This is a genomic window from Rhodococcus coprophilus NBRC 100603, from assembly GCF_001895045.1.
In the GTDB taxonomy this organism is placed as follows: Bacteria; Actinomycetota; Actinomycetes; order Mycobacteriales; family Mycobacteriaceae; genus Rhodococcus; species Rhodococcus coprophilus.
On the sequence record NZ_BDAM01000003.1, the window covers coordinates 250,463 to 265,166 of the forward strand.

At 66.4% G+C, this 14,704-nt stretch carries 14 protein-coding genes and 1 other RNA gene; 4 read left to right on the forward strand and 11 right to left on the reverse strand.

Annotation, left to right across the window (positions count from 1 at the left end):
- Positions 1-73 precede the first annotated feature (73 nt).
- Positions 74-1,702 carry a phosphoglucomutase (alpha-D-glucose-1,6-bisphosphate-dependent) gene (gene pgm, locus RDCOP1_RS07010; RefSeq protein ID WP_072699380.1) on the reverse strand — a complete coding sequence of 543 codons (1,629 nt, stop codon included), beginning with the start codon at positions 1,700-1,702 and terminating at the stop codon, positions 74-76.
- A gap of 1,112 nt (positions 1,703-2,814) precedes the next feature.
- On the opposite strand from pgm, the gene RDCOP1_RS07015 reads away from it, so the two are divergent.
- Complete coding sequence (locus RDCOP1_RS07015) at positions 2,815-3,288, forward strand: SRPBCC family protein (RefSeq protein ID WP_072699381.1); 474 nt, start codon at positions 2,815-2,817, stop codon at positions 3,286-3,288.
- A gap of 55 nt (positions 3,289-3,343) precedes the next feature.
- On the opposite strand, the gene ssrA is transcribed toward RDCOP1_RS07015, so the two are convergent.
- The 9 genes from ssrA to prfB all read right to left on the reverse strand — a co-directional run bounded on the left by ssrA (position 3,344) and on the right by prfB (position 9,927).
- Positions 3,344-3,715: a transfer-messenger RNA gene (ssrA, locus tag RDCOP1_RS07020) on the reverse strand.
- A 122-nt stretch (positions 3,716-3,837) separates the two neighbouring features.
- The gene (locus RDCOP1_RS07025; protein ID WP_072699382.1) at positions 3,838-4,248 is read right to left on the reverse strand and encodes a TIGR03667 family PPOX class F420-dependent oxidoreductase; all 411 of its coding nucleotides are present in this window, start codon (positions 4,246-4,248) and stop codon (positions 3,838-3,840) included.
- A gap of 122 nt (positions 4,249-4,370) precedes the next feature.
- Entirely contained in the window at positions 4,371-5,228 is an 858-nt protein-coding gene (locus tag RDCOP1_RS07030; RefSeq protein WP_072699383.1) for a DMT family transporter, read from the reverse strand.
- The gene (gene smpB, locus RDCOP1_RS07035; RefSeq protein WP_072699659.1) at positions 5,225-5,701 is read right to left on the reverse strand and encodes an SsrA-binding protein SmpB; all 477 of its coding nucleotides are present in this window, start codon (positions 5,699-5,701) and stop codon (positions 5,225-5,227) included. The genes RDCOP1_RS07030 and smpB overlap by 4 nt, the downstream gene beginning before the upstream one ends.
- A 69-nt stretch (positions 5,702-5,770) precedes the next feature.
- A complete protein-coding gene (ftsX, locus tag RDCOP1_RS07040) occupies positions 5,771-6,676 on the reverse strand; it encodes a permease-like cell division protein FtsX (RefSeq protein WP_072699384.1) in 906 nt (301 codons plus the stop codon).
- 50 nt (positions 6,677-6,726) lie between these two features.
- On the reverse strand, positions 6,727-7,416 hold the full coding sequence (ftsE, locus tag RDCOP1_RS07045) for a cell division ATP-binding protein FtsE (RefSeq protein ID WP_072699385.1): 690 nt from the start codon (positions 7,414-7,416) through the stop codon (positions 6,727-6,729).
- Between the two features lie 31 nt (positions 7,417-7,447).
- Complete coding sequence (locus RDCOP1_RS07050) at positions 7,448-7,906, reverse strand: Rv3103c transmembrane domain-containing protein (protein ID WP_072699386.1); 459 nt, start codon at positions 7,904-7,906, stop codon at positions 7,448-7,450.
- On the reverse strand, positions 7,903-8,787 hold the full coding sequence (locus RDCOP1_RS07055) for a mechanosensitive ion channel family protein (RefSeq protein WP_084722482.1): 885 nt from the start codon (positions 8,785-8,787) through the stop codon (positions 7,903-7,905). Before RDCOP1_RS07055 ends, RDCOP1_RS07050 begins: the two co-directional genes overlap by 4 nt.
- 21 nt (positions 8,788-8,808) lie before the next feature.
- Positions 8,809-9,927, reverse strand: a complete 1,119-nt coding sequence (gene prfB / locus RDCOP1_RS07060; protein WP_072699387.1) for a peptide chain release factor 2 — start codon at positions 9,925-9,927, stop codon at positions 8,809-8,811.
- A gap of 32 nt (positions 9,928-9,959) precedes the next feature.
- Here prfB and hisN point away from each other — a divergent pair, with 32 nt between their 5' ends.
- The 3 genes from hisN to RDCOP1_RS07075 all read left to right on the forward strand — a co-directional run bounded on the left by hisN (position 9,960) and on the right by RDCOP1_RS07075 (position 13,488).
- Entirely contained in the window at positions 9,960-10,748 is a 789-nt protein-coding gene (gene hisN / locus RDCOP1_RS07065) for a histidinol-phosphatase (RefSeq protein WP_072699388.1), read from the forward strand.
- 105 nt (positions 10,749-10,853) lie between these two features.
- Entirely contained in the window at positions 10,854-12,245 is a 1,392-nt protein-coding gene (locus RDCOP1_RS07070) for an acyl-CoA dehydrogenase family protein (RefSeq protein ID WP_072699389.1), read from the forward strand.
- Between the two features lie 28 nt (positions 12,246-12,273).
- A complete protein-coding gene (locus RDCOP1_RS07075; RefSeq protein ID WP_072699390.1) occupies positions 12,274-13,488 on the forward strand; it encodes an acyl-CoA dehydrogenase family protein in 1,215 nt (404 codons plus the stop codon).
- Between the two features lie 68 nt (positions 13,489-13,556).
- On the opposite strand, the gene RDCOP1_RS07080 is transcribed toward RDCOP1_RS07075, so the two are convergent.
- Positions 13,557-14,501: an alpha/beta hydrolase gene (locus RDCOP1_RS07080; RefSeq protein WP_072699661.1), complete on the reverse strand. Its 945-nt coding sequence runs from the start codon at positions 14,499-14,501 to the stop codon at positions 13,557-13,559.
- Between the last annotated feature and the right edge of the window lie 203 nt (positions 14,502-14,704).

Consider the following 14,704-nt stretch of genomic DNA (forward strand, 5'->3'; position numbering starts at 1 on the left):
CGATGTTAGCTACGCGCACGACCCGGCCGGCGCTGCGGATCTTCGCGCCACACGCCGACCGGGGCGGGACCGATCAGGACAGGACCGACGACACGAGGTCCCGGGCGGCCCGCTGGACCTCCGCGAGGTGCTCCGGTCCCCGGAACGACTCCGCGTAGATCTTGTACACGTCCTCGGTTCCGGAGGGCCGGGCGGCGAACCAGGCGTTCTCCGTGGTCACCTTGAGACCACCGATCGGTGCCCCGTTGCCCGGTGCGGTGGTGAGCGTCGCGGTGATCGGCTCGCCTGCGAGTTCGGTCGCGTGGACCTGTTCGGGAGACAGCTTCGCGAGCACCGCCTTCTGATCCCGCGTCGCCGGTGCGTCTACCCGGGCGTACGACGGGTTGCCGTACCGCGCGGTGAGGTCCCCGTAGTACTGCGAGGGGCTCTTGCCTGCGACGGCCGTGATCTCGGCGGCGAGCAGTGCGAGCACGATGCCGTCCTTGTCGGTGGTCCACACCGAGCCGTCGTGCCGGAGGAACGATGCCCCGGCGCTCTCCTCGCCGCCGAACCCCAGCGAGCCGTCGAGCAGACCCGGCACGAACCATTTGAAGCCCACCGGAACTTCGAGCAGCGGTCGGCCGAGTCCGGAGGCCACCCGGTCGATCATCGAAGAACTGACGAGGGTTTTTCCCACCTGACTTCCGGCGGACCAACCCGGCCGGTTACGGAACAGATAGTCGATGGCCACGGCGAGGTAGTGGTTCGGGTTGAGCAGTCCCGCGTCCGGGGTGACGATGCCGTGCCGGTCCGCGTCGGCGTCGTTTCCGGTCGCGAGGTCGAAATCCTTGCGCGCTTCGATCATGGACGCCATCGCGTTGGGCGACGAGCAGTCCATGCGGATCTTTCCGTCGGTGTCGAGCGTCATGAATCTCCAGGTCGCGTCGACCAGGGGATTCACGACGGTGAGATCCAGATCGTGCCGTTCGGCGATCTCGCCCCAGTAGTCGACGCTCGCACCGCCCAAGGGATCGGCTCCGATACGCAGACCCGCAGCGCGAACGGCGCCCAGGTCCACGACGTTGGGCAGATCGTCGATGTAAGCGGCGAGGAAGTCGTATCGTCCGGCCGCGGCGAGCGCCGACGAGACCGGCACACGCTTCACGCCGACGAGCCCGGCGGCGAGCAGTTCGTTGGCGCGGGCGGCGATCGCGGAGGTCGCTTCGCTGTCGGCGGGACCACCGGATGGTGGGTTGTATTTGAATCCGCCGTCGCGCGGCGGATTGTGGGAGGGCGTCACCACGATCCCGTCGGCACGGTGGCCGGCCCCGGCGTTGTGCCGCAGGATCGCATGGCTGACCGCGGGGGTCGGGGTGTAGCGATCGCGGGAATCGACGACGACGTCGACGTCGTTGGCGACGAGCACCTCGAGCGCGGTCGCCCATGCCGGTTCGGACAGCGCATGCGTGTCGCGACCGAGGAACAACGGTCCCCCGGTGCCCTGCCCCGCCCGGTATTCGACGATTGCTTGCGTGGTGGCGAGGATGTGGTCTTCGTTGAACGCACCGGCGAGGCTCGAACCGCGATGCCCGGACGTTCCGAACGCCACCTGCTGCAGTGGGTCTTCCGGGTCCGGTTTCACGGTGTAGTACGCGGTGACCAAGTGCGCGAGGTCTTCCAGATCCTCGGCAATCGCCCGCTGTCCCGCTCGCTCGTGCGCCATGCGACCTCCTCGTCGAGTGTGTGGGTCTCATCTTGCCCGTGTGCGCGTGGGCATGCGCGGGCTACACCCCGGGAGCCGACAAAGGGGCTGCTACGGCCCGATCCCGACCACCTGATCCCGAACCGGGCGGGCTACGACCGCCCGAAAGCAGGCGGCGCGGCCGTCGTCACTCGACCCTCGCGTCCTGGTCACGTAACCCCTAGTGGTGCAACATCTTCGACGCGAACAACCGCGCCTGTTGCCGATACGATTCGGCTTCCCCCGACGGGCGCCGCTCACCTCGTCAAAGATCCCGTCGCGGAATACCGAAGGAAATGAGTGTGTTGAACGGAACGGATCGGGACGGCACCGTGTCCCCCGGGCTCAATCCCGTTGCCATCGCGGAGTTCCGCTCGGCTGGAGCTGCGATGTGCCTCTCGCCGTGAGGCGACCGGACGTCCCGATCCGCTTTGAACTTCCTCCCGCCCCGCGGGACTTCTTGACGCGGCTCACATGCGCTCCACGAGCGTTCACACCCCTCCGAGGACTATCGCGAATCTCCCTCCTCTGCGGGAGTCGAAGCCTCGTCCGCATCGCCGAACATCACTGCGAGGCGCTCTTTGATCTCTGCTGTACTCATCGATCCGCGTCGGGTGGCACGGCGAATGGGATCCGAGGAAGAAGACGACGAAGTGCCGGAAGCAGAAAACGTGGAATCACTCATCTCGACCGGGTGGTCCTTTCAAGGCAATAGCTCGATACGGCCTACGTGCCTGACTGGAGAACCACCTCGATGATGACGGGTAGCCCGCTCGAGGAGAAACTCCAGACAGGCGGGCAACTGGCTGTACCCGGGCCTCCCGGCGTGACCACGCCGCAAGAGACCTCTTCTTTCTACCTCTTCTCTTCGCCCGGTGCCACTCGGACAATCGACCAGTCGCGTCGAAATCTGTTCCCGCTCAGAAGATCAGCTGCACCCCGGCATGGAGTGCTCACCGGACGGCGGAACATCCGTGAATGTCGGTGATCACGCGTACTCGGTTTCCACAGCCCGCTGGGTTCCGATGAATCATCCCCGGCCGGCGGGTCATAAACCGGACGACCGTTCCCGATCACCTCGGCAGGAGGGCACCGTGCCCGATACCTACAACGTCGTCAGTACCCGCACGTTCGCCGCGCCCGCCGGGGAGGTGTGGCGCGCGTGGCAGGACCCGGAACATATCAAGAGGTGGTGGGGACCTCACGGTTTCACCGTGCCGGTCGCGGACCTCGACTTCCGGGTCGGTGGCACATCGCTGGTCGGCATGCGCGCTCCGGCCGAGTACGGCGGACAGGACATGTTCAACACCTGGACCTACCGCAGGATCGAGCCGACCAGTCTCCTCGAGTTCGACCTCGCCTTCACCGATGCGTCGGGCACGCGGGTCGCATCCCCGCCCGGGGTTCCGAACGACGTGCGGCACGTCATCACCTTCGTACCGGGCACCGACGGCCGGACAATGCTGACCGTCACGGAGTTCGGATACGCGGATGAACAGGCACGCGACATGTCGAAGGCCGGGCTCGAGCAGTGCCTCGACAAGATGACGGATCTACTGGAGAGCTAACCCCCAAAAAAAGGACCCCAGGTGAGAAACCTTGAAAGGTCTCTCACCTGGGGTTCGGTGGAGCTGCCGGGAATCGAACCCGGGTCCTCCGCCGCCTCGCCAGGGCTTCTCCGTGTGCAGTTCGCTATGTCTCTACTTGGATCTCCCGTTCTCGCGAACAAGGCGGGATGACGATCCCAGTCGCTGTTTGATGTCCCATCCGACTCCGCGACCGAGCCGAACGGTAAAGCTCTCTAGTCGATGCCAGGATCCGGGTCGAGAGCAAACCCGGTCTGACAGAGACGCAATCGCTACTTAGGCAGCGAGGGCGTACTCGCGCTGAGTGGTCTCGGCGCTTAATTGGTTGCAGCGACGCTTACGGTGGTCTCTTGCCTGCACCGACACGCTTCCCCTAGCTCAACGTACGCAGTCGAAACCGTTCAGCCCCGCACGTCCCCGCGAGGCGTGTAACCCCGCAGGACTACCCACTGTAGCCACGAATCCGCCCGTTGTCATTCTCATTTTCACAGAGGACCGACGAGAGGGAATGAGCCTGCTCACACCGCATCGCTACCACTGGCGGACGCGGACCGGAATCACTCGGACCGGCACCGAGTAGTCGTCGCGAAAGCGGGCGGGCGTGTAGTCGAGGGAGGCCATCTGCTGCTCGTACTTCTCCACGTAGCGGTTCCAGTCGTCGTCCGGAACGTCGGCGTCGACGACGGCGTGGCCCGTGAACACCGCTACATCGCCGCCGTGGGCATCCGAGTTGAGGTTGAGCGCCACGCGACGATCGGCGGCGATGTTGGCGAGTTTGCGTGCGCCCGGCTGCGAGAACAGCAGGAAGCTGCCGTCCCTCCACAGGAACCACACGGGGGTCGGCACCGGCGTGGACTTCGCGTCCACGGTGGTCAGCCAGATCACCGATTCGTCGGCAAGCCTCCGCGCGACGGTGGCGGACAGGTCGAGAGTATCGGTCATCGGTCGCCTCCCGGCAGCTCACACGGACTCACCGGCGAGCAGAGACGAGCCCGCAGGTCGCTGTCCCGAACAACCTTCAGGCTACGGTCGGCGCTCGAGTTCCGGCCGGGCTTCGAGCAGACTCACGCCGCGACACTGATGAGGGCTACCGCGACCCCCGCAGCGATCATGCCGACGAGCCGGAGGCGACCCACGCGTTCGCCCAGCACGATCATCGCGAGGAGGACCGTCGCGGCGGGATACAGCGCGGCGACGACACTGACGAGCGACAGCATGCCCTGCTGATAGGCGAAGATCAGGGCACCGTTGGCGAGGACGTCGAGCGTACCGATCCCGAGCAGGATCGGCACCATGTCCCGGGTCGGCCACACCACCTTGCGCCAGACCACCGCGATGACGGACCACACGACGAGTGTCGCGGTCAGCCGCGAGGCGACGAGCCCCCACAGCCCGGTGCCTTCGTCGATCTGGCCCAGCGTGATGAACGACAGGGCGAACGCGATACCCGACCCCACCGTCAGCCACGCCACCTTCACGGTGAAGCGGGGATGTTCGCTGCCGACGACTGTCTCGTCGGATTCGCGGCTGACGAGTGCCACCGCGACGACCGCGACGACTATTCCCACGTACGACAGCAGTCCCGGGCGTTCACCGAGCGAAATACCCACGAGCACAGGGATGCCCGCGACGAGAATCGCGGTGAGCGGCGACACCACCGACATCGGGCCGGAGGCGAGCGCCAGATAGAACCACCAGATCGCGATGCCGCCGGCGATCCCCGAGACCGCTCCCCACCCGAGCGACGCAGCCGTCGGCCCTCCCCCGACGAACGGCGCGACAAGGAGTGACACTACGAGCGAGACCGGGTAGGTGATCGCGATTACGCCCAGGGCGCTGGCACGGCGCGACGAGGCTCCACCCGCGAAATCGCTGAGCCCGTACGCGAGCGCCGCGACCAACGCGAGGGCGACCGCGATCAGCGGCGCATACCTTTCACGCGCCGTCCGAGTTCGCGGGTCACCTCACGCTCGGCGGTGCGGCGCGCGAGATCCTGCCGCTTGTCGTAGTCCTGCTTGCCGCGCGCGAGCGCGAGTTCGACCTTGACCTTGCCGTCGGAGAAGTACATCGACAGCGGCACGAGAGTCTGGTTGCCCTCGCGGGTCTTGCCGACGAGGGTGTCGATCTCGCGGCGGTGCAGCAGCAGCTTGCGGGTGCGGCGCGGCGCATGGTTGGTCCATGTGCCGTGCCCGTATTCCGGGATGTGCAGGCCGCGCAGCCACACCTCGCCGTCGTCGACGGTTGCGAACGCGTCGACGAGCGACGCTTTGCCTTCGCGCAGGCTCTTCACCTCGGTTCCCACGAGAGCGATGCCCGCCTCGAAGGTGTCGATGATGGCGTAGTTGTGACGTGCCTTGCGGTTGGTCGCGATGACCTTCCGGCCCTTTTCCTTCACGTACAGGCCCTTCCGGTCCTCGAGCGGTCGATACAGAACACAGTCCAGCATAGGAACCGCGACAAACTGTTATTCACGCACGTACAGGCGAAGGGTCACGTAAGAAGTCAACGCCGCCATTCCGACCCCGACGAGCACGAGGAACGGGGCCACGAGCAGGATGTCGCTGTCGGTGATCCGGGCGACGATGTTCGCCTCGTACACCTCGGAGAGCATGCCGTCGACGAACACGCTCTTGGCGGTGAACAGCCCGGCGATCGCCAGTGCGGCACCGACGACGGCTGCGACGACGGCTTCGAGCAGGAACGGCAGCTGGGTGTACCAGCGGGTCGCGCCGACGAGCCTCATGATGCCGACCTCGGTGCGACGCGTGAACGCCGCGATCTGCACCATGTTCGCGATGAGCAGCACGGCCGCGACGGCCTGGATCGTGGCGATCGCGAAGGCGGCGTTTCGGATACCGCCGAGCACGCCGAAGAGTCGTTCCACGAGATCCTGCTGGTTGAGGACGCTGTCGACTCCAGGGCGCGTCCCGAACTCGTCCTGGATCAAGGCGAAGCGGTCCGGGTCCGACATCTTGATCTTGAACGAAGCGGGGAAGCTGTCGGCACTCACCAGTTCGGCGAGCTCGGGTTGATCGGCGAACACCCGGTCGGTCGCGTCGGCCACCGCGTCGTCGCGGCTGAGGTACTGCACCGACACCACGTCTTCGGTGTTCTCGATGTCGCTGCGCAACGTGCTGCACAGGTCCTGCTCGCACTCGGGGTCGAGCGAGGAGATGTCATCGGTGAGGAACACCTGGACCTCCACTCGGTCGAGGAAGATCTGCTGCGTCTTACCCGCCATCTGGACCACCAGCAGACCTGCGCCGAACAACGCGAGAGAGATGGCGGTGGTGAGAATCATCGCGATCGTCATGGTGAGGTTGCGGCGCAGGCCGGTAGTGACCTCGCTGAACAGGAAGCTGGCACGCATCGGGGTGTGGATCCTTCGGTTGCCGGATGGAACGCGGAGCGGGACTCGGACTAGCGGCCGACGCCGTAGACGCCGCGTGCCTCGTCGCGGACGAGACGCCCGAGATCGAGTTCGACGACCCGCCGCCGCATCGAGTCGACGATGTGGTGATCGTGGGTCGCCATGAGGACTGTCGTTCCGGTGCGGTTGATGCGCTCGAGCAACAGCATGATGTCCTGGCTGGTCTCGGGGTCGAGGTTGCCGGTGGGTTCGTCTGCCATCAGCACGAGAGGCCGGTTGACGAACGCCCGCGCGATGGCGACGCGCTGCTGCTCGCCGCCGGACAGTTCCGCGGGAAGCCGGTCCGCCTTGCCCGACAGCCCGACGAGTTCGAGGACCTCGGGGACGGTGCGCTCGATCACCGAGCGGGGCTTTCCGATCACTTCGAGCGCGAACGAGATGTTCTCGGCAACCGTCTTGCGCTGCAGGAGCCGGAAGTCCTGGAACACGCACCCCAGGTTTTGGCGCAGTTTCGGCACCCGGCGGCCGGAGAGCCGATTGACGTGGAAATCCGCCACGTGGATTTCGCCGCTGGTGGGCCGGTCCTCCCGCAACAGCAGCCGCAGGAACGTCGACTTACCGGAGCCGGACGGCCCGATGAGAAAGACGAACTCGCCCTTCTCCACTTCGACCGACACGTTGTCGAGGGCAGGACGCGTGGACGTCTTGTAGGACTTGGACACATTCTCCAGCCGGATCACGACGCCATGCTAGCCGTTACCTCACGGTGACCTACTGTCCCGGCTCTCCGGTCTCGGACGTGTCGTTCTGCTCGTTCACGGACGGAAGGCCCGGAATCTGCAGATCGAAGGGCATCTGCCTGGTCGTGGTGGTCGTGGGCGCCGGCGCAGAAGGCACCGTCCTCGTGGTGGTCGGCGCGCCCGGGGTCGACGGCACAGTCGTCGCCGTCACGGGCGGCGGTGTGCCGGTCCCGCTCGGATCAGGGGTCACCGTCGGAGGCAGCGTCGCCGACGGTGCGGTCGACGCGGGAGGCACATACGGAACGTAGGGCGTATCGGAGATGATCACGGCCGACGGCGGAACCTCCGCCGGCTTGTCGGGCTGGTTGAGGAACAGGTAGAGCATCCACAGCGCGACCCACAGCAAACACAGCCCGAGGGTTGCGGTGCGCACCTTCCCACCGAACAGGTGGGAAGGGATGCGCGACCAGAACGGCTTCTCGTCGCTCACTGGGCCTCCGACCGGTCGACGACACTCGCGGTGCCGAGTTGCGGGGTGACGGTGATCCCTTGGACCCGCAGGGCACGCGCGATCCGTGCGCGGAGCAGGCGGCCCACCTGGAACTGTTTGCCGGGAAGTGTACGAGCGACCATCCGCACGCTGAGCTGATCGACCTCGAGGCTTTCGACGCCCATCACGCTGGGTTCGTCGAGAAGCAGTTCGCGTACTCGGGTGTCGTTGTACGCGGCGACGCCCACCTCGCGCAGGATGTCGGTGACATCGGAGATGTCGGCGCTGACCGGAATCGGCACGTCGACCACTGCGCGCGCCCAGTCCTTCGACAGGTTGATCGCCTTGTTGATCTGGCCGTTCGGCACGATGATCACCTCGCCGGCGGTGCTCCGCACCCGGGTGACCCGCAACGTCACGTCTTCGACGGTGCCGACGGCGTCCTCGGAGGCGCCCGTGACGGAGATCTGGACGGTGTCACCGAACCCGTACTGCCGTTCGGTGATGATGAAGAAACCGGCGAGGATGTCCTGGACGATGCGCTGGGCACCGAAACCGAGCGCGGCACCGATCACGGTCGCCGGCGCCACCAGAGTTCCGAGCGGCAATTCGAGGTAATCGAAGACCTTCAGCGTCGCGATGATGTAGATGAACGAGATCAGCATCCAGGTGACGACCTGCGCCATCGAATGGCGATGCTTGGTTGCCTCCGACCGGACGAGGTCGTCGGATTGTTCGTAGTTCTCGTCGATGCGCCGGGTGATCCGCTCGCCGCCCCAGGACACGAACCGGGCGACCAACGTCGCGCCCAGCACGGTCAGAACGATGAGCAGCCCGTTGCTCGACAGCCAAGCGAGGAGACTACTCCCGGGAAACACCACGCGACCGCCTCTCGCCCCACATCACGACTTCTGTTCCTCCCGCATCCGCCAGCGGATCCCGGCTTCGAGGAAACCGTCGATGTCGCCGTCGAGCACAGCGGACGGGTTGTTGACCTCGTACTCGGTACGCAGGTCCTTGACCATCTGGTACGGATGCAGCACGTACGACCGCATCTGGTTGCCCCAGGAGCTGCCGCCGTCGCCCTTGAGCGCATCCATCTCCGCGCGCTCTTCCTTGCGCTTGCGCTCGAGCAGCTTGGCCTGCAGCACGCGCATCGCGGCAACCTTGTTCTGCAACTGCGACTTCTCGTTCTGACACGTCACGACGATGCCGGTCGGGATGTGGGTCAGGCGCACCGCGGAGTCGGTGGTGTTGACCGACTGTCCGCCCGGGCCGGACGAACGGTAGACGTCGACGCGCACGTCGTTCTCGTCCACCTCGATGTGGTCGGTGGTCTCCACCACGGGAAGCACCTCGACCTCCGCGAAGGACGTCTGACGACGGCCCTGGTTGTCGAACGGGCTGATACGCACGAGGCGGTGCGTTCCCATCTCTACCGAGAGCGTCCCGTAGGTGTACGGCGCCTTGACGGTGAAGGTCGCAGACTTGATGCCCGCTTCCTCCGCATACGACGTGTCGTAGACCTCCACGCCGTAGCCGTGCTTGTCGGCCCAGCGGATGTACATGCGCATGAGCATCTCGGCCCAGTCCGCGGCGTCGATTCCGCCTGCACCGGCGCGGATGTTGACGAGAGCGTCGCGCTGGTCGTACTCGCCCGACAGCAGCGTCCGCACCTCCATCGCCTGGATGTCGACCCGCAGGCTCGCCCGTTCGGCGTCGGCGTCGGCGTGCGCAGCGACGGCGGCTTCGCCCTCTTCGCCTTCGGCCAGCTCGTAGAGCACCGGCAGGTCGTCGAGCCGCTCGCGCAGGTTCTCGACGCGTCGCAACTCGCCCTGCGCGTGCGACAGCTCGCTGGTCACCTTCTGCGCGTGTTCCTGGTTGTTCCACAGTTCGGGATCCGCGGCCTGGTGTTCGAGTTCGTCGATCCGGCGGCGCAACTCCTCGACGTCGAGGACGGACTCCACGGTCCGGAGGGTCGTATCGAGCTCGGCCAGGTCTGCGGAAACATCGGGGTGCACGATTTTCAAGGGTAGCCGCTAGCGTTTCCTCCATGCCCACCGACTACACCGCAGATCTGGACCTCGCCCTCCGCCTCGCCGACGACGCGGATGCGATCACCCGCAACCGCTTCGGCGCGCTCGACCTCGAGGTCGACGACAAGCCGGATCTCACCCCTGTGTCGGACGCCGATCTCGCCGTCGAACGGTCGGTGCGTGAGGTTCTCGGGACCGAGCGACCCGGTGATGCGGTGCTCGGGGAGGAGTTCGGCGGCGACGCGGTGTTCTCCGGCCGGCAATGGGTCGTAGACCCGATCGACGGCACCAAGAACTTCGTCCGGGGCGTTCCGGTGTGGGCGACGTTGATCTCTCTGCTCGACGACGGAGTGCCGGTCGTCGGGGTGGTGAGCGCTCCGGCCCTGAATCGGCGCTGGTGGGCTGCCGCCGGCGCGGGTGCCTTCGTCTCGTACGACTCGGGAACGCCGCGGCGACTTGCGGTGTCGCAGGTGCGAGCACCCGAATCCGCGTCGCTGAGCTTCTCGAGTCTGAGCGGCTGGCGAGAGCGGGGCCTGCGGGAGCAGTTCGTCGCACTCACCGACGAGGTGTGGCGGGTGCGCGCGTACGGCGACTTCTTTTCGTACTGCCTGCTGGCGGAAGGCGCGGTCGAGATCGCGCTCGAACCGGAGGTGTCGCTGTGGGACCTTGCGGCGCTGGACGTACTGGTTCGGGAGGCGGGCGGACGGTTCACGAATCTCGAGGGCGCCCCCGGCCCCCACGGTGGCAGCGCGATCGCGACCAACGGGCACCTGCACGACGAGGTTCTCGCGCGCCTGCGACCATAACAAGATCAGGGCGATGCGGCCCGGAGAACTTACCCAATAGTAGACACCGCACCTTACTCAGAAGTAAGATCGGTGATCGTCCGCTCCCGCATCGAGAAACCTCTGGTGATCATGAGCAAGCAAGACAGCGTGCCCCGGAAGACACCTCGCGACACCTCCGCCGTCGGCCTGAACCCCTTCAAACGCGACGCGATGGGGGCCGCGATGCGCGTGCTCACCCGGATCACCGGGTCCGAGCTCGCCGACCGGTACAACATCCGCCAGACCATCGACCGGGTGACGTACCAGTCCACCAAGACCGGCTTCAAGACCCTCGGCGCCGCGACCCGGACCTTCAAGAAGGTCTCGGGCGGCAGCGCGCCGCAGCGGCTGACGACGGCGAAGAACGCCGACTTCTTCGACCTCACCCCCACCGACGACCAGCAGATGATCACCGAAACCGTGCGCGAGTTCGCCGCGGAGATCATTCGCCCGGCCGCCTACGACGCCGATGCCGCCGCGGCCGCCCCGGCCGACCTGCTCGCGCGCGCGGCCGAACTCGGCATCACCATGGTCAATGTTCCCGAGGCGTTCGACGGGGTCGCGACCGAGCGCGGGGTCGTCACCAACGCCCTCGTCGCCGAGGCGCTCGCGCACGGCGACATGGGTCTGGCACTTCCGATCCTCGCCCCGAGCGGCGTCGCCGTCGCGCTCACACAGTGGGGCACGGACGAGCAGCAGCAGACCTACCTGCCCGCCTTCGCGAGCGAGGACGTACCGCAGGCGTCGGTGGTGGTCGCGGAACCTCGCGCACTGTTCGACCCGTTCGCCTTGGAGACCAAGGCCGTACGCTCCCCCAGCGGCTACCGCCTCAACGGCGTCAAGGCGCTCGTGCCGGCCGCGGGCAGCGCGGAACTGTTCATCGTCGCAGCAGAACTCGACGGCAAGCCGTCGTTCTTCATCGTCGAGGCGAAGAGCAAGGGCGTTGTCATCGAGGCCGATCCGAGCATGGGTCTTCGCGCCGCGGGACTCGGACGCCTGCTGCTCGAGGACGTCGCGGTCCCGCAGTCCGCGCTTCTCGGCGACGAGAACCCCGACGTGCGAGCCGAGCAGTACGCCGACGCGGTGCGCCTGTCACGTCTCGGCTGGGCGTCGCTCGCGCTCGGCACCTCCCAGGCCGTCCTGGATTACGTGGTGCCCTACGTCAACGAGCGCCACGCGTTCGGCGAACCGGTCAGCCACCGTCAGGCTGTCGCGTTCATGGTCGCCGATATCAAGATCGAACTGGACGGCATGCGCCTGGTGACCCTGCGCGGAGCCTCCCGCGCAGAGCAGGGGCTCTCGTTCGCCCGCGAGGCCGCACTCGCCCGCAAGCTCGCCACGGACAAGGGCATGAAGATCGGCCTCGACGGTGTGCAACTGCTCGGAGGCCACGGTTTCACGAAGGAACATCCCGTCGAGCGCTGGTACCGCGACCTGCGTGCCATCGGTGTCGCCGAAGGCGTCGTCCTCATCTGAGCGGCCCGATCCGAACAAGGAACCTGTGATGATCAATCTCGAACTTCCCAAGAAGCTCAAGGCCTCCGCGAACCAGGCCCACCAGGTCGCCGCGCAGATCTTCCGTCCCATCTCCCGCAAGTACGATCTCGCCGAGCACGAGTACCCCGTCGAACTCGACACGATGGCGGCGATGGTCGAAGGGCTCAACGACTCGGGTCAAGGTGCCGCGGGCGCGACGCTCGGTCGCGATGCGAAAGCCAAGTCCGACGGCGCGGCCGGAAACCTCAACGGCGGCAACATGGCCGGGCTCCTGAACGTCATCGAAACCTGCTGGGGCGACGTGGGCCTGACCCTGTCCATCCCGTATCAGGGCCTGGGCAACTCCGCCATCGCGGCCGTCGCCACCGACGAACAACTCGAGCGTTTCGGCAAGGTGTGGGCATCGATGGCCATCACCGAACCGGGGTTCGGGTCGGACTCCGCCGCCGTGACCACGACCGCCGTACTCGACGGCGACGAATGGGTTCTCAACGGCGAGAAGATCTTCGTCACCGCCGGTGAGCGTTCCACGCACGTGGTGGTGTGGGCGACCGTCGACAAGTCCAAGGGCCGTGCCGCGATCAAGTCGTTCGTCGTCCCGCGGGAAGCCCCGGGGCTGAGCGTCGCCCGGCTCGAACACAAGCTCGGCATCAAGGCGTCCGACACGGCGGTCCTGCTGCTCGACAACTGCCGCATCCCCAAGGACAATATCCTCGGCTCCCCCGAGGTGAACGCCGAAAAGGGTTTCGCCGGGGTCATGCAGACCTTCGACAACACCCGCCCGATCGTCGCGGGTATGGCGATCGGTCTCGGCCGCGCGGTGCTCGAGGAGTTGCGCGCCATCCTGAAGGACGCCGGGGTCGAGGTGTCCTACGATGTGCCCGCCAACAATCAGCACGCGGCAGCAGCCGAATTCCTTGCGCTCGAAGCAGATTGGGAAGCCGCGTATCTGCTCGCCCTCCGGGCGACGTGGATGGCCGACAACAAGAAGCCCAACTCGCTCGAGGCGTCGATCTCCAAAGCGAAGGCCGGACGTACCGGTACGGCCGTATCGCTCAAGGCAGTCGAACTGGCCGGAACGTACGGCTACTCGGAGCGCCCCCTGCTCGAGAAGTGGTCGCGCGACTCGAAGATTCTCGACATCTTCGAAGGCACCCAGCAGATCCAGCAGCTCATCGTCGCACGACGCGTGCTGGGCAAGACCTCGGCTGAGCTGAAATAACCTGCGCCGCAACAGAACGGACTGACGGGCGGCACCGAGTGGTGCCGCCCGTCACTCGTCTCAGGGAATCAGCGGGCGCGGAGTGCGTCCAGGATGTGGGGTCGCGCGCGCCACAGTTCCTCGGACCAGTACGGCCAGCTGTGGGTGCCGACGTTCGGGAAGCTGTACGCCGCACCGATACCCAGGCTGTCCAGCCGCGCCTGGAACGCCCGCGTGGTAGCAAGCGACAACGCTTCGAGTCCCATGCCGTTGGCGGTGTTGACGACGTCCACCATATTCTCGACCCGGTTGGCGTATCCGGGGATCCCGCTACCCGCGGAGATGTACATCGGCAGCCCGCGCAGGCCCTCGGCCTGCGTATACGGGTCGTTGCGGGCCCAGGACTCGTCCCAGGGCGGTCCGTACATCGCATCGACGTTGTAGAGCCCGGCGTCGAGCATCGCGATCCGGATCGCGGAGCGCATGCCCGGAGCATTGAGCCAGAGATACCCGGAGAAGGATGCGGCGAACTTGAACTGGTCGCGGTGGTGCGCGGCGAGGTTCAGCGCCGCGGTGCCGCCCATCGACAAGCCGGCGATGCCGGTGCGGCTGCGGTCCACGCCGCGCCCGGCGAGCGCTGCAGGCAGGTGACGAGTCAGGAACGTCTCCCACTTGTACGTCACACCCTGCTGGTTGAAGTTGCTGGCGTTGTACCAGTCGCTATACCAACTGGACTCGCCGCCCACCGGCATCACAAGCGTGACGTTGTCGAGCGCGAACTGTTCGAAGGCGTTCGTCTCGAACGACCACGCGTTGGCATCCGGACGGGCGCGCATACCGTCGAGCAGGTACAGCGACGCGCTGCCTCCCCGCTTCGCCCACTGCACCTGGCACTTGATCGGGCCCATCTCCGAGTTCACCCAGATCTCTTCGTACCCTCCCGGGGGTACTGCTCGCGCCACTGCCGGCACCGAGGTGGACAGGGCGGTGGCGCCGGCGAGTCCGGCTGCGCCCGCAAGCGCGGTCTTGAGCATCGTTCGCCTACTGAGCGGGGAGTTGTCGGAGCGGGTCACGAGGAGCACCTGCACCCTTTCTGTGGGCATGTCACCCACGGACGGTCGGTCGGGCATTCACTTGTGCATCGATGCCCGTTGCGCCCGTATTACCCGGCTCCGCACCCCATGACCGGAAACCCCCAGGTAGCGACCGTCCCGGAGTGAGATGTCCCACGACCACC